We start from the raw sequence: 16,297 nt of genomic DNA on the forward strand, positions 1-16,297 counted from the left end.
TGGCGAAACTCCGGGGTATATTGATTACGGGATGTCTTCTTCACAGATTTTGCTTGCGTCATGGTTCACCTTGTTAACGATTTTACTCGCTTAACAGCGTGTCCACCATTCGTGGGTAGGATCATTAACCCCTGGCGGATAGCGTCCCACACTGCCTGCGTCGTGGGTGCGAAGCCGGCGCTGGTGCTGAAGGTGAGCACCAGCAAATGGGTTCCCAGCGCCACGGTCAGCAGTTTTTGCACGACGGCAACGCCCTGATTTTCAAAGCGGACGGTGACTTCGCGAGCGGGCAGGGGGCCAAAATGGCTATCCCGCGTTTCTTCCGCCTTAAATTTTTTCATATCGCGCTTTACCTTCGCCAGTTGCTGCTTTAGGTCGGCTTCTTCCTGGCCTGGGTTGACGTCATAAGCTCGGGTGACGACCAGCGTAGCGCGCGTCTTCGACAGTTTCAGAATGGTGACGCTGTGATCCTGTACGGCTTCCGGCAAGGCAAGCGTGCCTTCGGATAGGAGATAGTGAACAGGCTGGCTCATGCATCGCTCCCTGATGATTTGTTGAATGTGTTGGTAACTTCTTCGGTGATTTTTGCCGGTGTAGGTTGCGGTGCTTCTGCCTTGGCCGGTTTTTTGATGTTTAGATCCAGCGTGCCGCCAGTGTTAATTTCGCCCTGTCCGCTGGCATTGATCTGAAACTGCACACGCTGGATGGACATGGTGCCGTTAGGGCGGAGTTATTTAGCTTTTCAACGAGTTTACATTTTGGTGAAAATCAATCATTGTATTTCCTTGTGAATTACATTGTTAACACCATTCTGCTTATTTTTTCTTTTAATTTAATAAGACATGATTTTTCACTACAGTGATAATAAGTAATGATTAATTTATAAATATGAAATTATTATAGTCATCATCGCTGTTCATAGTTATAAGCCATTATTTCATCTAGGCTTGAATGCGGTATCCCGACCAATGACTGAACCTGATCGTAAGTGGTGGCAGGGTTGCAATAATTAGCAAATAATTATTTCGTTTTTGAATTTGGAGTTTCTTAACTCCAAGTTCATTAAGTTATTATTTGAAAGGCATTGTTTTTTCAATTCCTATTAAGTCAATAATTCCTTTGCAGGTTAAAATTTGTTTTTCTATCTCAGTACTTCCTTGTTTCTTGGGTTTTTCCGTCTCTTTTTTTATTTCATCTATTTTTATAATTTCCATTAAATATAGAATTCTTTCATTATACTCCATTGCTTTGTCTTTACTGTCGATTGCATCATGTAGCCCATCAAGAAAAATATTTTCCCCGTTTAGCATTCTCTGAAAAACACGGCGTTTTATAGATATTTCCAATTCACTTCCGGTCTCAGTAGCCATGATGATTTTTCTTATCGCTTCAGAGGATTCTGTCAATTCTTCTTTTTCTCTAGCCATTCTTGACTTTAGGGATAGAGCGTATTCTATCCAAGTCCAGTAATCAAAATCATCGTTAAAAGGAATTTTCGTCAATATATCTAATAATTCATTGGTTAATGGATTGTTTTTTAAAATATATAGGCTGTATGCTAACCTGGTTAGTGATTCAAGAAAAATAATTTCTGTTTTTTTATTTTTTTTTGGTATTTTTTGCACATGATCATTGAGAGATGGACTTATTTTATCAATTTGGTCTTGTATATTCATTTCGTTATCCTTTAATCAATAACTTCTATTTTTACTCGGGTACCATTAGGGTATTTTATCAATGCATGGGCAATCTAAGAACCAGCCCCTCTGTTGTCACTTGGGTCAATATACCTTACACTCGCGCCAGAACCGCCTTCTTTAAACATTGCCATCGGTAATTCATCCCTATCGAACCCTGTTTTGGTTTCAAAATCTTTAAGAGAGTTTTTACGATTAATTGACGTTCGGTTTCTCGCAATTGTATAGATGTTTTGATTCCGACTTTTCATTGTATCAGAAATGAGTCCGAAAGTTTCTTTGTACTGACCCTTAGTTAATCTTAACTTGATATCATGTGTTTTGCCGTCTCCCTCTAAAACCTTACAACCTTTTAGCCTTAATGGATCCGTCCACGTAAGTGGGTTTGGTGCATATTGGTATAAATTCATCCCCCCCGCCAGCCCTATCGGATCATGCTGGGTGAATCTGCCGATATCCGGATCGTAGTAACGGAACAGATTGTAGTGCAGTCCGGTTTCGCGATCCAGGTGTTGGCCCTGCAGACGCAGGCTTTGGGAATAATCCAGCGTCTGCTGTTTTTCCCCATAGCTCAACTTGCCCCAGGCGCGTCCGGTCAGTGCGGTGGATTTCCCGGCGATCCTTGCGGCCCAGCCGAGCGTAATGCACCCGGCTGGTCAAGCGGCCCTGGGTGCGGCTGAGCTCACGGTGCAGGTTATCGCGCTCAAACTCGCTGATGGTGACGTTATCCAGCGTCAGTTGCAGCAGGTGACCGCTCCCATAATAGAGCGCGCGGCCATCAGGCAGGACGATCGGCTGTGTCCCTTAATATCTTGAGTTATAGTAACGACCTGTTTCCACAATACATTGAACTGATGAAGCATGGATCATCATCCAGCCCTTACTGCCAGCTGAACTTACATCCCCACGAGCCGGACGCCCATGGGCTGAGCATCGTAAAATCATCAACGGCATGTTCTGGGTGTTGTGCTCTGGTGCATCATGGCGCGATTTACCTGAGATATATGGTCCATGGAAAACGGTTTATAATCGCTTTAACCGCTGGTCGAAGTCAGGTGTTATTAACATTATTTTCAACAAGTTATTTTCGTTACTTAATGAAAACAACCTGTTGACTGGTCTGCCGCGGTGCTGGATGACAGTAATATCCGTGCGCTGAAATGTGCTGCCGGTGCTCAAAAAACATCCCGATATCGCCGGGGGGAATGGCTTGGGTTGCTCTCGCGGTGGTTTTGGCACCAAAATCCATCTGGCGACAGACGGAAGCGGTCTCCCGTTAAACATCGTGCTGAGTCCCGGACAGACTCACGAAAGCCAGTTCGCATTACGTCTTCTGGACGGAATTGGTTTCCAGCGTCAAAGCGGCAGTATGAAGCGTCGTGGTTATGCGGTGCTGGCTGACAAAGCTTACTCAGGACATGCGCTTCGCAATGAACTGAAACGAAAAGGGATAAAGCGGTTATCCCCCGAAAATCTAACGAAAAAATGGCTTCGGTCGGGCGCTCACGATTCGCCAGCGACGCTCACCGCCACGTAATGGAGAGATGTTTTGGCCGGTTAAAAGAAGAGCGGAGTATTGCCACACATTACGACAAAACGGCGAGGAACTATCTGTCGATGGTGAAACTGGGCTGCATCCGACTCTTTTACAAGAAGTTATGCAATTAAGGGACACAGCCTAGTACAAAGTGGCCTAGCCGGGTAGTTGCAGGTGAGCAACTGATACCCTGCCAGTATTCAGTTGCAGAAAGGGAAATTTCTGACACTGTCATAATTTATAATTTTCTTTCCCAATGAACAACATCGCCTATCATTATTTTAGATAGATAGTCTGAATTATCATAAATAAAATCATAATCAATTTGTTTAAACCAGCTAGTTGAAAACATAGAGGACTTTTTTATTTTACCATCAGATACGCTATCAACCCTGACAAACCAATCATTTGGTGGGGTTATGGAAATATAATAGACACTCCCTTCTTCCTCATATGAATAACACAGAGATAGTAGCTTGTTTTTCTCGGGGGATGAAATATATATTCGACCATTTAAGATGAAAGTACGGCCATCTTTGCCTTCTACAATCCTGATGTTTTCCCCATATTTCTCAACGTCTTTATCGTATTTTTTCTTTGATAAAATCACATTCCCGTTATCATCTAATCCATATGAAACTAAATTTTTAGATTCAAAATTTGACTTTGTGGGTTTTTTTAGAATTTTCCCATTTGTTTGTATGATTGAAGGAACTAATCGTTCGTATGGAATTACATCCCTCGAAATTCCTAATGAATATTCCCACATGCAAACTTTTTTTTCACTAGCTTTGTATTCAGACAGAAAAGCATCTGAGAAAATTGAGAACTTGCTATGCAGTTCGCTTCTCTTTTCTTTTAAAAAATCATTGTCAATGATATTCATTTTCCACCACATGCTTTGAATGTTTTTTTCCAAGCGCCGCTTTCCATTTTACCGGTAATCCCTGTCAGAACTCTGCTAATATTTGCACCTTTCCGTTCTGCGGCTCTTAATGAGTTTATCATTTTCCTTACCATGAATATGTGTCCCTGCATGATAATTCACAGTACTTCTTGCTGTGGCTCTTCCTGGATGTCCTGGCTGGGTGACTTGATTCGGGTGTGCCCCAGAGTATTGCCCCATTTTCAGCTATATCGGCATACACATAGGTGAGCGGGGTGCCATCACGGGTTTCCTGCAGCAACCGAAAGCCTTCCCACAGGAAGGTGGTGGTTTGCCGTTGCCCGGTGGGCTGGCGCAGACCCCGGCTTTGCAGCCACACCTGTTTATGGGTGCGGCGCCCGAGGGGATCGTAATGGAACTGCACATGTTGCACCGGCTCATTGTCGTGCGCGCTGTGGCGTATCACTTCGGTCAGACGGTGTTCGGTATCGTAACGGTACTGCCAGCGGGTGGCATTGAACAGGTTGTCGTCCCGCTCCTCGCGCACCAGGTTGTTGCGGAAGTCATAGTCCCAGCGGCGTGACCAACGGCACGGGGCAGGGCGCGGCATCTCGCCGGTAAAGACGTCGCGGCGGTGAAGACGACCAAGGCGGTCGTACTCGCTGCGGGTGGTGAGCGCCCCCAGTGTGCGGCTGATTTCCCGGTGCTGTTGGTCGCGGGTAAAATCGGTGATGGGCCGGTGGTCGATGGCGATACCAAGCAGATGGCCGCTGCTGTAATAGAAGTGCTTGAGTTGTTGCCCGGCAGTGTCAATATCCTCATCAGTCCTATTGGGAGCGCACACGCTACCGCCACACAGTGACCTCTCTATCTCTGCATCCCGCATCATAGCAAGACGCTGTACAGCTGGCGTTACCTGTTTTTATAACGGGAACCGTTCGAAGAACGCGCCGCCGCTGACTGACTTAACCGCTTTCCTGGTGGGCTGGATCTAGCCGGGATAATAACCGATAATTAAAAAGCCGAAAGGATCTTTCAGATCGCTTCCGGCTTTTTATTATTTATCTCTTATTTTTACCAGACCTTTCTCAAGGCGACTTATGTTTTCGTATTTGTTAGGCGCTGTGCTTCTTGCAAGATAATTATACCAGCCATCAACTGTATTTTTGAATAATGCCAAACCATCCTTAGTAACATTTGACATTTTAATAACCGTGTCGATTTTTAATTTCCCTTGTTCATCAAAAGGATCCACATCAACTAATAGTCCATTGTTTTTCAAAAAAGCTAACAATACCGTTGAACTTTTAATAATTTCCTCTTGCCATTGCTTACTCTTATTTCTCGTGAGTAACATTTGAACATTATGTAAAGTAAAATCAGTTTCACCCATCATTTCACCCCAATGACTATTGATAGTTCATCCAATTGAATTAATTCACCTGTATTTTTATTTTTTACGAAATCCCTCCAGCTTCACGAAGTCTTCCTTCTTTCGCTATTTGGGGGTCCTTGTTTAAAGCACCTGTTCGGCTCGTTATTTCAATAGGCCGCCACTTACCATCCAGTCCCTTCACTACAAAGTCAATTCGACGGCGTTCGCCAGTCAGAGAGTTTACCATCTGCACCACGTAAGTAGCGCTTACTCAGTACGTTCTGTTTGCCGTAACGCCTTTCTAAAATAGCTTGTGCGCGTTTCTCTCTGGTCGTTCCAGCGACCTTATTAGGGATACATGCCAATCCTCACGGATCTATCCACCCCAACGGATTCGGCGCGTACTGATAAAGATTCAGCCCCCCCGCAAGCCCTATCGGATCTTATCAAGCAATCCATCCGTCTGACAGGACGTACTATCGGTTACGGCTGTAAATTACCTTTATCTCGTCGTCATAGTTCAAGAAATCGCCCATGTTACCGCCCACCGACGAGAAAGTTGACTATCGTTGAGACGTATTCTAAGTCAGACGGTGCGGTAAATAAATCAGCTAAAACATAAAGTTACTACACGGTGGGATACGCCTCGCACAAACCTGTTGCAAACAGGTTTGAACAGTTTTAACTGGCCCACAGGGCGAGCCTCAGAATGAGGCGAGTAAAACGGCAGAGCCAACCCGCCGTCGCCAATAACCTCGCTGGCTAGAAGCGGCGGGCGCCGCGCCGCAACCTGAGCAAATCACGTTGCGTTGCTTGTCGCCGATAACATCAGCGAAACATGCCGACGAAAAAGGTTGCCACGATGAATGCGTATTGAAAGACGAGCGGATTCCCGGATTAGGCAAGTGGGTGGGGGACCGAGTAGTGAGCTAGCTACCGGGTAAATTCCGGCACGAAGTGCGGAAACATTGACAGTTGCAAAGCCCCAACGGTTTGTAATTTTAACAACAAGCCTCACGGAAATTAAATAATAAATATGTCGGGTGAAAATTAATATATTTTACCCGGTTTTATTTAATTAAATGTCTTTTAATAAAATTTTGACATGATAGTCACCGTTAGGGCTTAACTCCGGATAATTCTCTGCATCTTCTTCAGAGACACTTGTCTCATTACCAAACACATCTACTTTTTTGCAGGAATTTTCTAAGCCATATACAAAGAACACATCATCCACATCTTTTATTATATAATCATGCTGATGACCTATAATCCGCCAATCGCTTCCTTTTTCTATTTTTTTATCGAATAAAGAATATGTGTCAATTACTATTGGTGGCGTGATTCGTGTTGCAATATTAATATTATCCTCTGATATTGTTGGTTCTTTTGATATAAAGTTAAATATCTCAGCAACATGCCCAGTAATTATTTTTGATATTATTCGTCCAAAGCAATACTTGCTATCATCTAGCTTAAAGCAAAATATATCTCCAGTCTTAACAGAACGTAGTATTGTTCGTGGTTTTTTATCCCACCCCCATAATTTAAAATTGCTCATCCGCATCCTCTCCCGGTTGACCCATTACTCTTGCTATTATAAGAATTTTTAAATTCCTGCGCCCTTATATCGGAACGCCGATGATAAAATAAGTTGTATTTGTTTACTCTATTAGTTGGCGATATATCCTCTCCTATAGTTCCTGTTCTAGTCTTATATTTCTCAATATAGTATTGTTCATAACCTCTAGCCTGGCCATAGGTTACATTACTGTCGAGAGGTTTCATTCTCGAATTTGGTGACAATCTTCCTGTTTCAATATGTTCAGCTCTTCTCCGAGCTATATCATTGGTAATTCCAATATAATAAGGTTCTTTAGCTCCAGGGTGGAACAATCCATAAACATTATAACCCGGCGCATTAAGATGAGTTAACCCCAGAGGATCAATCCAAAGCATTCGGCGTATACTGATAAAGATTCAGCCCACCCGCCAACCCTATCGGGTCCGGTTGTGTAAAACGTCTCTATCTTGGGTCGTACTATCAGTTTTGGTTGTAATTTGCCCTCATTTTTGCATCATAAATCATAGAGCTGCATTCCTTTCACCGAGGTTTACCTAGCTTGGCTCGTTTGAGAACGTAAACAGTTCTAGTTTATATTAGGGGCTAAAATAAAAGCCGGAGGCGCTTCCGGCAATTATTAATTATTCATACTTCTCACATTCCACAAGTAAATCTTTCAAAACATTTTTTGCAGGTAATGTAGGAACATTTATTTCATTTGGAGACATAAATATAGCAAGATCTACTGTATCTTCGATCAGCTGTGGTAACAATTCGTCAAGTAACTCGTCAAGAGATATTTCTTTTAATTGCAGGCCATCCCAATTACCCTTAGCACTAATTTGAGCATATTCTTTGGCTGGCCAGAGTGGGAGGGAGGTTCTACCATTGTCATCACTCGGTAGTGACATAACCATCGTCATCACCTAAAGTCCATGCAGACTCCCAATCGGCCACACGCTTAATGAAATAGATATACCGATCTTTCGCAGGCTTACTGAACATAACTTCAATTTCTTTAGCCGAAACTTTCATTTTAATTCCTTAGCAACCTAATCCACGTTTGCTTTACATTTATTACTAACTCTGAGCTTATTTTCTCTTCCTCCCCCATCGTAACGGTGCTGAGAACGATGCTGTTCACGAATCTGGGACTCAGAATAATTGTAATCAAATCCTTTTGCTGATTCATATCCTCTCCAGTTAGCTAAGTCATATCCGGGAGGATTTCGAATTGTTTTTCGATGCCCGTCAGATCTATCGGGTCCGGCGCAATAATTAGTCCGATTTTCGGATCGTACTACTTGCTTCGGCTGTAAATTACTTTCATGCAGTCGTCATAGTGCTGGAAATTGCTCACGCTACCGCCCACCTAAGAGAAAGTTGACTATGGCTGAGACGCATTCTAAGTCAGACGGCGTGATAAATAAAGCAGCTAAAACAGAACGTTACTACACGGTGGGATACGCTCCGCACAACCCACCGTCTGCCATCAACCTTAAGGGCCGCGGGCTCAAAGAGTCGGGCTTTATGACTGGTATACCGATAACAGTGACGGTTGAGCGGGGGAGACTAGTGATTGATACCGCGATTAATCTCTGATCACTGAACTAAAAATAGTTAAAAATAGCCGGAAGGATCACTAAGATCTCTTCCAGCTATTTTTATAAATCTATAGATTGGTTTAATAATATAGCTATTGCCTCTTTGTCTTTTAAATAAGCACATCGATAGTTAACGTATTGAATAGATGAAAAAAATGTATTCACTACTTCAATGTTTCTATAATTTAAATTATTCACTTCCAATAATAATGTTTCGTCTTTTTTTAATGTAATAGTAGTCATTCCATCGTCTGGATAACGTAAACTTGTTAAACAATCAATTAACGCATGAGTGTTTTTTCCATAGAAATCAGGAAAGCCAAAGATGGATTTCATTTCATTATGAAAGTCATCCATTGTCTCTAATTTAGAAAAATCAATATATAATCTTTTTACTTTCATTATTTCCATCCTCCAAGCTCTATCTCTATGAACGAATCATAATGATCATGACTGTGATAGGCTTTCCCTGTTCCCTTATCAACAACGATACGTCTTGTGCTTCGATTACTAATACCTGGTGTTTTAACAGTCCATTCTCTATATGGCCCACTGCCTGTATCTAACCGTTGACTATTTGGACTCATTTCATGGGAATTCTTAAACGGAATACCGTCTCTCGAGTGAACAGGGCGATTTAACTTTATATTATTTATAGTATTTTGAAGTTCTCGCATTTCTTTAGGGGTCATATGATGCCCCATTTATCTTTAATGGCAGCATGAGCCTGCTTAGATTACTTGCTGAATGAGTGCATTTGAGCCCCAGCGGATCAATCCATGTCAGCGGATTCGGTGCGTAAGCGTAGTTGTTTAATCCCCCCAGCACCCCTATCGGGTCATGCTGGGTGAATCTGTCGATATCCGGATCGTAGTAACGGAACAGATTGTAGTGCAGTCCGGTTTCGCGATCCAGGTATTGGCCCTGCAGACGCAGGTTTTGGGAATAATCCAGCGTCTGCTGTTTTTCCCCATCGCTCAACTTGCCCCAGGCGCTGCTGTGGCCCTGCCAGCGTAGCGTGTCGTCGCTGTCCGTCAGGCTTTCCGGTTCGCCGTTGGGCGCATTATGAAAATACATCACCTGTGCATGCGCTATGCCGTCGATACGCGCCAGCGGCTCATAGCGGCCCTGATCGGCATACACATAGGTGAGCGGGGTACCATTACGGGTTTCCTACAGCAACCGGAAACCTTCCCACAGGAAGGTGGTGGCTTGCCGTTGCCCGGCGGGCTGGCGCAGATCCCGGCTTTGCAGCCACACCTGTTTATGGGTGCGGCGTCCGAGGGGATCGTAACGGAACTGCACATGTTGCACCGGCTCATTGTCGTGCGCGCTGTGGCGTATCACTTCGGTCAGACGGTGTTCGGCGTCATAGCGATAGTGCCAGCGGTAGCGATCTTTATGCTTCTCGACCGTACGGCCGAAGGTATCGTAGCGGTAATCGATGCCTTTGTAGTGCGGCACCCGGTTATGATGTTGGCGATATTGCCCCTCGGCCAGCAGGTTGGCGGCCGGATCGTAACGGTAATGCTCCGTATCCGGCAGGGCGCCTTCCTGTGCCAATAGGCGCCCGGCGGCATCGTGGCTGAAAAAGTGTGAAAACGTGTCGGGCGTATTGGCGGCAAAGGCGCGTTCAATGACCCGGCGGCATTAGCTTTAATTTCACTCTTATACACAATAATAGCCTATTCCTTAATCAGTGACATATTAATGGATTGAAATGAATATTAGGTCATAAAATACGGTTAGAGCCAGTTTAATCAAAATAAAATAGTGTTTTAATAAATCAAGGTAATTATTTTTCTTGACTAAGAAATACCAAGTTAATAAGAATGGGATAATGTTATTTTCCCCCATTCTTATTGCGTTGACTTATTTTTATTGTGAGAATACAACCGTACGTGTTAATTTATATTTTTTAATTCCTTGTTTATTATAGGGTTATATTTAATGAGTCGTGTTAATCTTCTCTGAATACTCCAATGTATTTTAATCCATTATAGTTTTCTTTATATGGTGGGCTTATGTTTAGCTCGTGATCCGCATGCCAAAATATTGCGTTGGTTTTTTTTATTCCTAGCTTAAAACATGTTTTTTTTATTTTCTCAAATTCACCCAAGTCAATGGCAGCATCTTCTAATATTGTATCGATGTCAACTTCTTTTTCATGGCGAGGTATAATTCCGATAAAATCTTCATCGTACCATTTTATATTTACATCTTTACAGAATTGGCAAGGAGTATAGTTGGGATCGTCTAAATCACCTTCTGTAGAATAGTCCAACTCGAAGTATTTTAGATATTTCTCTTCACTTGTAGTATTTGTACCTATCCATAAATGAACTTTCTGTGATTGTTCTGTCATTTTTCGCACCCATTTAGTCTCATATGGTTTCTATGGTGAGATTTAATTATGTTAATAGCCTCCTTTTTAGTCGTTGCTTCATTCAATTCGGCAATAAGCTTATTATGAAAATGTCTACCAGCACGGCTTCCATGATGTTTTCCATCAGGGATAGGAGAACCTTTACTATCTGTAACATCGACAAAATGATTTGATTTGTAGGAACGGTCATTGTTTTTAGTTCTTTTTCTGAAAATCCAAGCTCTTTTGCTTTCGCTGCCATTGATACAGGGAACATTTCATGTTTGCTTCCTGGACTTCTTAGAGCAGCTTCAACATTAACTTTATTCTCAATAATGTCGTTGACAGTTGCTTTGTCAAACCATGAATCAAATTCACCTTTTTGCCATGCAGCCCATCCCCATGGATCAATTCATCCCAATGCATTCGGCGAATACTGATGAAAATGTATCCCACCCGCCAGTCTTACCAGATCCTGCTGGGTAAACCGTCCGCAGTCCGAGTCATAGTAACGGAACAGATTGTAGTGCAGTCCGGGAATACTCGCCTCATCCATTAGACTCGCCCCTTAAGGTCAGCCCTTTGCGCTGTTCAAATTTTCTTCCGGAAAATTTGTCCCGGTTCGGATACTGACCCTGCGTGCGCAGGTTCTGGGCGGAAGCTGAGTCGGGCAGCGGGCGTTCGCGCAGCAGTTTGCCCCAGGCGCCGTTGCGGCCTTCCCAGCGCAGCCGCCCTTCGGCATTGGTCTGCCACTCCGGCATGTCGTTGGGCTGGCTGTGGAACCAGAAAATTTCGGGGGAGGCGAGGCCGTCGATGCGTGCCAGCGGCGCGAAACTGTCCGGGTCTGCGTACACATATGTCAGCGGCAGGCCGCCGTCCCGAACCTCCTGCAACAGCCGGAACCCCTCCCAGATAAAGCGGGTGGTGATGGTTGCCCCGTGCAGCGTTTGCCGGCGGGTCTTGCTGATGCGCCTTCCCAGCGGGTCATAGCGGAAGCTGACGTGAACCTGCGGCGTATTGTGGCGTCGGGGCTGGCTGACGACGTCGGTCAGCCGGTTGACGAACAGCGTAACCTCCCACCCGTCATTACCATCACTGGCAAGTGGCTACAGGAAACCGGGTTCAGCACCGGCCAGCCGCTCAAGCTGCGTGTGATGCCGGGCTGCCTCGTTATCACCGTGCAGGATATTAGTGAACTCTGGCACTGTCTGGAAGGATTAAGCCGAGAATCGTTCGATGAACGCGCCGCCGCCGACTGGCTTAATCGCTTTCCCGGTAGGTTGGGTCTGGCGGGGATAATGGAGAATGACTGACAGATAATTAAAGTGCCGGAAGGATCGTTTAGATCGCTTCCGGCTTTGTTTTTATTTATCTCTTATTTTTGCCAGGCCTTTCTCAAGACGACTTATGTTTTCGTATTTATCAGGGGCTGTACTTCTATCTAAATAATCATGCCAACCTGATATAACCTTATTTTTAAATAACTTAAATCCATCATCAGTAACATTTGATACTTTAACCACTATATCAATATTTAAATTCCCCGTTTCATCAAAAGGTCTAATATTTACAAGCAACTGATTATCATCCATAAAATGAAATAGTGCTGTTGCTGCTCTAATTATGCTCTTTTGGTACTCTTTGCTTTTATTTCTAGAAATTAAAGTGGGAATACTATATAGAGTAAAATCTACATTACTCATTATTTGGCCCTTACAATGATCGATAAATTATCAAGCTGTATTAACTCGCCAGTATTTTTGTTTTTCATAAAAAAACCACCGGCGTCTCGTATTCTTTCTTCTTTTTTTACCCATCAGCGGATCTTTTACTGAGCGGCCTGTAGAATCACGTAAGCAACTCTCGCTGAGCACATTTTCTTTGCCATAACGTTTTTCTAAAATAGCTTGTGCTCGCTTCTCTCGGGCCATTCCCGCTTTCTTATTTGGGATACAGGCTAGCCCGAGCGGATCGATCCACGTCAGCGCATTCGGCGCATATTGATAAAGATTCCGCCCACCCGTAGCCCTATCGGGTCAAGTGCAACAATCCATCCGATTTTCGAATCGTACTATTGGTTTCGGCTGTAAATTACCTTCATCTTGTCGTCATAGTTCAAGAAATCGCGCACGCTACCGCCCACCGACAAGAAAGTTGGCTGAGGTTGGAATTCATTCTAAGACATACAGAATGGTAAATAAATTGTCCAAAACAGCGCGTCACTACACGGTGGGATACGCCTCGCACAAACCTGTTGCAAACAGGTTTGAACAGTTTTAACTGGCCCACAGGGCGAGCCTCAGAATGAGGCGAGTAAAACGGCAGACCCAACCCGCCCCCGGCCATCAACCTTAAGGGGCGCTGGCTCGAAGAATCGGGGTTTATCACCGGGATGCCAATAACGGTGACGGTTGAGCAGGGCAGATTGGTGATTGAGACCAAGATTAACCTGTAGACGACAGATAATAAAAAGCCGGAAGGATCATTAGGATCACTTCCGGCTTTATTTAATCTAAAAGAGAACTGAACTCTTTAAAGGCTTCTATTATTTCGCTAGTTTCAGATAATTCCCTTCTGTCATTAATAATGTATTTTTCGGTATTAACATCCATTATTTCTAACATACATGATTTATCATCCCATACAGTAAAACGGGCGATCTTGCTTTCATTTTCAAAATCAACAACTAAACTATCAGTAAGTTCATTGTTATTGATTTTAACCTCATAATCACCATGAGATAAAATCCAATCCTTTACATCTTGGAGCATTTTTTTATTCCGGTTTCAGTTTTATGAGCTTTAACTTCTATTTTATTCGCTGATGGCATTTCAGGAACAGGCAAGCCTTTACGTTTTACTAAACGGCCTTCAAGAGAATCAGGTCCAACTATTTTTGCCCAACCGTCATTAGTTTTAATCAATGAGTTTTTCGGCACATCAAATTCGACATACATCGTACCCGGTTTAGCTTGTTTACCAAAAGCGTCGATATTCTCGGGATGAGCCACATGAGTGGCGCCAGTGGAGCTTTGTACAACTCTTCCACTATCTACCATTTGTTTATATTCAGTAGGCCCCATCCAACGACCAACTGTAACATTACTCAAACCTAACGGGTCGATCCACCCCAACGGATCCGGCGCATAAGCATAAAGGTTCAACCCACCCATCAGCCCTATCGGGTCATGCTGGGTGAATCTGCCGATATCCGGATCGTAGTAACGGAACAGATTGTAGTGCAGTCCGGTTTCGCGATCCAGGTATTGGCCCTGCAGACGCAGGTTTTGGGAATAATCCAGCGTTTGCTGGTTTTCCCCATCGCTCAACTTGCCCCAGGCGCTGCTGTGGCCTTGCCAGCGTAAGGTGCCTTCGCTGTCCGTCAGGCTTTCCGGTTCGCCGTTGGGCGCATTATGAAAATACACACCTGTGCATGCGCTATGCCGTCAATACGCGCCAGCGGCTCGTAGCTGCCCTGATCGGCATACACATAGGTGAGTGGGGTGCCATTACGGGTTTCCTGCAGCAACCGGAAGCCTTCCCACAGAAAGGTGGTGGTTTGCCGTTGCCCGCTGGGCTGGCGCAGATCCCGGCTTTGCAGCCACACCTGTTTATGGGTGCGGCGTCCGAGGGGATCGTAACGGTAATGCTCCGTATCCGGCAGGGAGCCTTCCTGTGCCAACAGCCGCTCGGCGGCGGCATCGTAGTGATAGTGGCGATATAGTGAGTCAGGTGGCCGTCAGCCCATTCCCGAAGGGAAATAGAGCCTGGTAAAAGTGTAGCGATATTAGGATCACGTATTTAGGTGTGCTGAGCGAGAGTTAAATAATAAAAACCGGGAAGAATTATATTCACCCCGGTTTTTATCTTTCTAATTATGGGAATCGCTGTTCTTGATAACCGTTAGGGAAAACATTTGTGATACTTTCTAACTCATTATTTTTATATTTAAAAATAACATCAAACTCTGAGAATGACGAGTCTTTATGTTCTTTCTGATACACGGTTATTTTCTCAAGAATAGCCTCGTTATATATATAATCAGATATACTACACCCATACATTCCCCAATTTATATCTTTTTTTATTATTGAGTCTACGAAGAGAGATGCAGATATGTTTCTCAATTGCCCTGAGCTTGTAAAATACAGGCGTTCCAAATGACTGTCGCCATAAATACAAAACTCTCTATTGATTATTTTTTCAGACATCCCATATGTTTTAATTAATATAATACGCCCTGACTTGTCAAAATAATAAACATGTGTGTTTTTTATAGCTGATGGTAGTTTATTGAGCTTTCTGCCTTTTTTAAATCCTGCTCTCTCCATCTCATAAGGGCGGAGGTTATATAAAGCACCTTTGCTTATCTCAGATTTATTAGAGTTTGATAATATAATAGATGTATATTCAGACAAGTATTTTTCATGATTGGAGCTTACTTCATTATATCTTTTCTCAATCTGGGATAACTCAATCATAATATCTCCTCCAAAAATCAGAAAACACCATTGGCTATTTCTGAATTTATTTTGTTTAGTTCTTTCAAGAAGTCGTCACTATTGTTTATTGACTTCAAACGATCAAATTTTTTCTGCTTATAAGCGTTTGTATGGATACTTGCATGATTAGGTAAAGTATTTCCAGCTGGAAGTTGAACTTTACTATTCGAAGGAAAAAATATTCCATTTTCAGCAGTATTGATATCAGTCCCCAGAGTTTTCATTTTATTCTGTAGTGTAACCATTCGTGAATCTGTAGAATTCGACATAATGATATGGTGCGCAGAGTTTTTGAAATTAGGCTCTACTTTACCAGCAGCAACCATATTTACCCTGAGAGCCTTAGCATCACTGGAACAACTTAACCCCCACGGATCAACCCAACCCAAAGCATCCGGTGCATACTGATAAAGATTCAGCCCACCCGCCAGCTCTATCGGATCCTGCGTCGTAAACCGCCCGCTGTCCGGATCGTAGTAACGGAACAGTTATAGTGCAGTCCGATTTCCCGGTCCAGATACTGGCCCTGCATGCGCAGATTTTGGGCGAAGCCGGGCCCCTGAAGCGAGGTTTCGCGTAGCAGTTTTCCCCAGGCGCCGTTTTGGCACTCCCAGCGTAGCCGCCCTTCGGCATCCGTCAGCCGGTAATCCCCCCATTTTTAACGGATGCCATAAGTAGAGTTATGCAGCACGTAACACATGCTGTTTTGGGGTATATCCGCCCAACGCCATATTCGGCCTTTCGTGATTATAAAACCACTGCCATTCT

22 protein-coding genes and 9 pseudogenes are annotated in these 16,297 nt (G+C 43.8%); 4 read left to right on the forward strand and 27 right to left on the reverse strand.

Annotated elements, in window-relative coordinates; translation table 11 throughout:
- Positions 1–65: 65 nt before the first annotated feature.
- From ABRZ28_RS23755 to ABRZ28_RS23770, 4 genes and pseudogenes are all read right to left on the reverse strand, one after another.
- The gene (locus ABRZ28_RS23755) at positions 66–533 is read right to left on the reverse strand and encodes a DcrB-related protein (protein WP_330521818.1); all 468 of its coding nucleotides are present in this window, start codon (positions 531–533) and stop codon (positions 66–68) included.
- Positions 530–712 (reverse strand): hypothetical protein, encoded by a 183-nt coding sequence (locus tag ABRZ28_RS23760; protein ID WP_330521819.1) that lies wholly within the window; start codon positions 710–712, stop codon positions 530–532. The genes ABRZ28_RS23755 and ABRZ28_RS23760 overlap by 4 nt, the downstream gene beginning before the upstream one ends.
- Positions 713–1,070: 358 nt before the next feature.
- The gene (locus ABRZ28_RS23765; protein WP_330521820.1) at positions 1,071–1,676 is read right to left on the reverse strand and encodes a DUF6707 family protein; all 606 of its coding nucleotides are present in this window, start codon (positions 1,674–1,676) and stop codon (positions 1,071–1,073) included.
- A gap of 74 nt (positions 1,677–1,750) precedes the next feature.
- Positions 1,751–2,281, reverse strand: a pseudogene (locus ABRZ28_RS23770) (RHS repeat-associated core domain-containing protein); the annotation flags it as partial.
- A 281-nt stretch (positions 2,282–2,562) separates the two neighbouring features.
- Between ABRZ28_RS23770 and ABRZ28_RS23775 the strand changes: the two are divergent.
- Positions 2,563–3,365 (forward strand): annotated as a pseudogene (locus ABRZ28_RS23775) (IS5 family transposase).
- A gap of 107 nt (positions 3,366–3,472) precedes the next feature.
- Here the strand turns inward: ABRZ28_RS23775 and ABRZ28_RS23780 are convergent.
- The 9 genes and pseudogenes from ABRZ28_RS23780 to ABRZ28_RS23815 form a co-directional block, all read right to left on the reverse strand.
- Positions 3,473–4,153 (reverse strand): hypothetical protein, encoded by a 681-nt coding sequence (locus ABRZ28_RS23780; RefSeq protein WP_330521821.1) that lies wholly within the window; start codon positions 4,151–4,153, stop codon positions 3,473–3,475.
- A 217-nt stretch (positions 4,154–4,370) separates the two neighbouring features.
- Positions 4,371–4,922 (reverse strand): annotated as a pseudogene (locus ABRZ28_RS23785) (type IV secretion protein Rhs); the annotation flags it as partial.
- Positions 4,923–5,177: 255 nt separating this feature from the next.
- On the reverse strand, positions 5,178–5,516 hold the full coding sequence (locus ABRZ28_RS23790; RefSeq protein ID WP_319606641.1) for a hypothetical protein: 339 nt from the start codon (positions 5,514–5,516) through the stop codon (positions 5,178–5,180).
- A gap of 350 nt (positions 5,517–5,866) precedes the next feature.
- Positions 5,867–5,938 (reverse strand): annotated as a pseudogene (locus tag ABRZ28_RS24340) (RHS repeat-associated core domain-containing protein); the annotation flags it as partial.
- 635 nt (positions 5,939–6,573) lie between these two features.
- On the reverse strand, positions 6,574–7,056 hold the full coding sequence (locus tag ABRZ28_RS23795) for an immunity 26/phosphotriesterase HocA family protein (RefSeq protein ID WP_330521822.1): 483 nt from the start codon (positions 7,054–7,056) through the stop codon (positions 6,574–6,576).
- A pseudogene (locus ABRZ28_RS23800) lies at positions 7,053–7,518 on the reverse strand (RHS repeat-associated core domain-containing protein); the annotation flags it as partial. The gene ABRZ28_RS23795 and the pseudogene ABRZ28_RS23800, both read right to left, overlap by 4 nt.
- A 182-nt stretch (positions 7,519–7,700) precedes the next feature.
- Positions 7,701–7,976 (reverse strand): DUF2750 domain-containing protein, encoded by a 276-nt coding sequence (locus ABRZ28_RS23805; protein ID WP_330521824.1) that lies wholly within the window; start codon positions 7,974–7,976, stop codon positions 7,701–7,703.
- Entirely contained in the window at positions 7,954–8,094 is a 141-nt protein-coding gene (locus ABRZ28_RS23810) for a DUF2750 domain-containing protein (RefSeq protein WP_330521825.1), read from the reverse strand. The genes ABRZ28_RS23805 and ABRZ28_RS23810 overlap by 23 nt, the downstream gene beginning before the upstream one ends.
- A gap of 17 nt (positions 8,095–8,111) precedes the next feature.
- Positions 8,112–8,393, reverse strand: coding sequence for a polymorphic toxin type 8 domain-containing protein (locus ABRZ28_RS23815; RefSeq protein ID WP_349824373.1), 282 nt, complete (start codon positions 8,391–8,393; stop codon positions 8,112–8,114).
- Positions 8,394–8,448: 55 nt separating this feature from the next.
- Here ABRZ28_RS23815 and ABRZ28_RS23820 point away from each other — a divergent pair, with 55 nt between their 5' ends.
- Positions 8,449–8,661 carry a SymE family type I addiction module toxin gene (locus tag ABRZ28_RS23820; protein WP_330521826.1) on the forward strand — a complete coding sequence of 71 codons (213 nt, stop codon included), beginning with the start codon at positions 8,449–8,451 and terminating at the stop codon, positions 8,659–8,661.
- A 62-nt stretch (positions 8,662–8,723) separates the two neighbouring features.
- On the opposite strand, the gene ABRZ28_RS23825 is transcribed toward ABRZ28_RS23820, so the two are convergent.
- From ABRZ28_RS23825 to ABRZ28_RS23855, 7 genes and pseudogenes are all read right to left on the reverse strand, one after another.
- On the reverse strand, positions 8,724–9,065 hold the full coding sequence (locus ABRZ28_RS23825; protein ID WP_330521827.1) for a barstar family protein: 342 nt from the start codon (positions 9,063–9,065) through the stop codon (positions 8,724–8,726).
- Positions 9,065–9,355: a ribonuclease domain-containing protein gene (locus ABRZ28_RS23830; RefSeq protein ID WP_330521828.1), complete on the reverse strand. Its 291-nt coding sequence runs from the start codon at positions 9,353–9,355 to the stop codon at positions 9,065–9,067. Before ABRZ28_RS23830 ends, ABRZ28_RS23825 begins: the two co-directional genes overlap by 1 nt.
- Positions 9,345–9,806 (reverse strand): RHS repeat-associated core domain-containing protein, encoded by a 462-nt coding sequence (locus ABRZ28_RS23835; RefSeq protein WP_330521829.1) that lies wholly within the window; start codon positions 9,804–9,806, stop codon positions 9,345–9,347. The genes ABRZ28_RS23830 and ABRZ28_RS23835 overlap by 11 nt, the downstream gene beginning before the upstream one ends.
- A 30-nt stretch (positions 9,807–9,836) precedes the next feature.
- On the reverse strand, positions 9,837–10,226 hold the full coding sequence (locus ABRZ28_RS23840; RefSeq protein WP_330521830.1) for a hypothetical protein: 390 nt from the start codon (positions 10,224–10,226) through the stop codon (positions 9,837–9,839).
- A gap of 397 nt (positions 10,227–10,623) precedes the next feature.
- Positions 10,624–11,028, reverse strand: coding sequence for an immunity 22 family protein (locus ABRZ28_RS23845; protein WP_330521831.1), 405 nt, complete (start codon positions 11,026–11,028; stop codon positions 10,624–10,626).
- An 82-nt stretch (positions 11,029–11,110) separates the two neighbouring features.
- Positions 11,111–11,305, reverse strand: coding sequence for a hypothetical protein (locus ABRZ28_RS23850; RefSeq protein ID WP_330521832.1), 195 nt, complete (start codon positions 11,303–11,305; stop codon positions 11,111–11,113).
- A gap of 138 nt (positions 11,306–11,443) precedes the next feature.
- Positions 11,444–12,086: pseudogene (locus ABRZ28_RS23855) on the reverse strand (RHS repeat domain-containing protein); the annotation flags it as partial.
- Between ABRZ28_RS23855 and ABRZ28_RS23860 the strand changes: the two are divergent.
- Positions 11,967–12,341, forward strand: a complete 375-nt coding sequence (locus ABRZ28_RS23860) for a SymE family type I addiction module toxin (protein WP_330521833.1) — start codon at positions 11,967–11,969, stop codon at positions 12,339–12,341. The pseudogene ABRZ28_RS23855 and the gene ABRZ28_RS23860 overlap by 120 nt on opposite strands.
- Before the next feature lie 51 nt (positions 12,342–12,392).
- Here ABRZ28_RS23860 and ABRZ28_RS23865 read toward each other — a convergent pair whose 3' ends face one another.
- Positions 12,393–12,731 carry a hypothetical protein gene (locus ABRZ28_RS23865; RefSeq protein ID WP_330521834.1) on the reverse strand — a complete coding sequence of 113 codons (339 nt, stop codon included), beginning with the start codon at positions 12,729–12,731 and terminating at the stop codon, positions 12,393–12,395.
- Positions 12,732–12,761: 30 nt separating this feature from the next.
- A complete protein-coding gene (locus tag ABRZ28_RS23870; protein ID WP_330521835.1) occupies positions 12,762–12,959 on the reverse strand; it encodes a hypothetical protein in 198 nt (65 codons plus the stop codon).
- Positions 12,960–13,348: 389 nt separating this feature from the next.
- Between ABRZ28_RS23870 and ABRZ28_RS23875 the strand changes: the two are divergent.
- Positions 13,349–13,483, forward strand: a pseudogene (locus ABRZ28_RS23875) (SymE family type I addiction module toxin); the annotation flags it as partial.
- Between the two features lie 52 nt (positions 13,484–13,535).
- Here the strand turns inward: ABRZ28_RS23875 and ABRZ28_RS23880 are convergent.
- The 5 genes and pseudogenes from ABRZ28_RS23880 to ABRZ28_RS23895 all read right to left on the reverse strand — a co-directional run.
- Positions 13,536–13,799: an immunity protein TriTu family protein gene (locus ABRZ28_RS23880; RefSeq protein ID WP_319606673.1), complete on the reverse strand. Its 264-nt coding sequence runs from the start codon at positions 13,797–13,799 to the stop codon at positions 13,536–13,538.
- The gene (locus ABRZ28_RS24345) at positions 13,784–14,110 is read right to left on the reverse strand and encodes a TreTu family toxin (protein ID WP_442878744.1); all 327 of its coding nucleotides are present in this window, start codon (positions 14,108–14,110) and stop codon (positions 13,784–13,786) included. The genes ABRZ28_RS23880 and ABRZ28_RS24345 overlap by 16 nt, the downstream gene beginning before the upstream one ends.
- A gap of 9 nt (positions 14,111–14,119) precedes the next feature.
- A pseudogene (locus ABRZ28_RS23885) lies at positions 14,120–14,673 on the reverse strand (RHS repeat-associated core domain-containing protein); the annotation flags it as partial.
- 229 nt (positions 14,674–14,902) lie between these two features.
- Entirely contained in the window at positions 14,903–15,508 is a 606-nt protein-coding gene (locus ABRZ28_RS23890) for a hypothetical protein (protein WP_330521836.1), read from the reverse strand.
- Between the two features lie 17 nt (positions 15,509–15,525).
- Positions 15,526–16,169 (reverse strand): annotated as a pseudogene (locus tag ABRZ28_RS23895) (RHS repeat-associated core domain-containing protein); the annotation flags it as partial.
- Positions 16,170–16,297: the final 128 nt, after the last annotated feature.

It is taken from the genome of Brenneria sp. g21c3 (genome assembly GCF_040240345.1).
In the GTDB taxonomy this organism is placed as follows: Bacteria; Pseudomonadota; Gammaproteobacteria; order Enterobacterales; family Enterobacteriaceae; genus Brenneria.

What these genes read in the sequence shown, in the direction of transcription:
- ABRZ28_RS24345 (WP_442878744.1), bottom strand. Translation starts at nt 14,110, where the DNA reads ATGGGGCCTACTGAATATAAACAAATGGTAGATAGTGGAAGAGTTGTA.
- ABRZ28_RS23845 (WP_330521831.1), bottom strand. Translation starts at nt 11,028, where the DNA reads ATGACAGAACAATCACAGAAAGTTCATTTATGGATAGGTACAAATACT.
- ABRZ28_RS23820 (WP_330521826.1), top strand. Translation starts at nt 8,449, where the DNA reads ATGGCTGAGACGCATTCTAAGTCAGACGGCGTGATAAATAAAGCAGCT.
- ABRZ28_RS23765 (WP_330521820.1), bottom strand. Translation starts at nt 1,676, where the DNA reads ATGAATATACAAGACCAAATTGATAAAATAAGTCCATCTCTCAATGAT.
- ABRZ28_RS23790 (WP_319606641.1), bottom strand. Translation starts at nt 5,516, where the DNA reads ATGATGGGTGAAACTGATTTTACTTTACATAATGTTCAAATGTTACTC.
- ABRZ28_RS23805 (WP_330521824.1), bottom strand. Translation starts at nt 7,976, where the DNA reads ATGGTTATGTCACTACCGAGTGATGACAATGGTAGAACCTCCCTCCCA.
- ABRZ28_RS23870 (WP_330521835.1), bottom strand. Translation starts at nt 12,959, where the DNA reads ATGGCCCGAGAGAAGCGAGCACAAGCTATTTTAGAAAAACGTTATGGC.
- ABRZ28_RS23830 (WP_330521828.1), bottom strand. Translation starts at nt 9,355, where the DNA reads ATGACCCCTAAAGAAATGCGAGAACTTCAAAATACTATAAATAATATA.
- ABRZ28_RS23795 (WP_330521822.1), bottom strand. Translation starts at nt 7,056, where the DNA reads ATGAGCAATTTTAAATTATGGGGGTGGGATAAAAAACCACGAACAATA.
- ABRZ28_RS23825 (WP_330521827.1), bottom strand. Translation starts at nt 9,065, where the DNA reads ATGAAAGTAAAAAGATTATATATTGATTTTTCTAAATTAGAGACAATG.
- ABRZ28_RS23890 (WP_330521836.1), bottom strand. Translation starts at nt 15,508, where the DNA reads ATGATTGAGTTATCCCAGATTGAGAAAAGATATAATGAAGTAAGCTCC.
- ABRZ28_RS23760 (WP_330521819.1), bottom strand. Translation starts at nt 712, where the DNA reads ATGTCCATCCAGCGTGTGCAGTTTCAGATCAATGCCAGCGGACAGGGC.
- ABRZ28_RS23880 (WP_319606673.1), bottom strand. Translation starts at nt 13,799, where the DNA reads ATGCTCCAAGATGTAAAGGATTGGATTTTATCTCATGGTGATTATGAG.
- ABRZ28_RS23865 (WP_330521834.1), bottom strand. Translation starts at nt 12,731, where the DNA reads ATGAGTAATGTAGATTTTACTCTATATAGTATTCCCACTTTAATTTCT.
- ABRZ28_RS23810 (WP_330521825.1), bottom strand. Translation starts at nt 8,094, where the DNA reads ATGAAAGTTTCGGCTAAAGAAATTGAAGTTATGTTCAGTAAGCCTGCG.
- ABRZ28_RS23755 (WP_330521818.1), bottom strand. Translation starts at nt 533, where the DNA reads ATGAGCCAGCCTGTTCACTATCTCCTATCCGAAGGCACGCTTGCCTTG.
- ABRZ28_RS23850 (WP_330521832.1), bottom strand. Translation starts at nt 11,305, where the DNA reads ATGTTCCCTGTATCAATGGCAGCGAAAGCAAAAGAGCTTGGATTTTCA.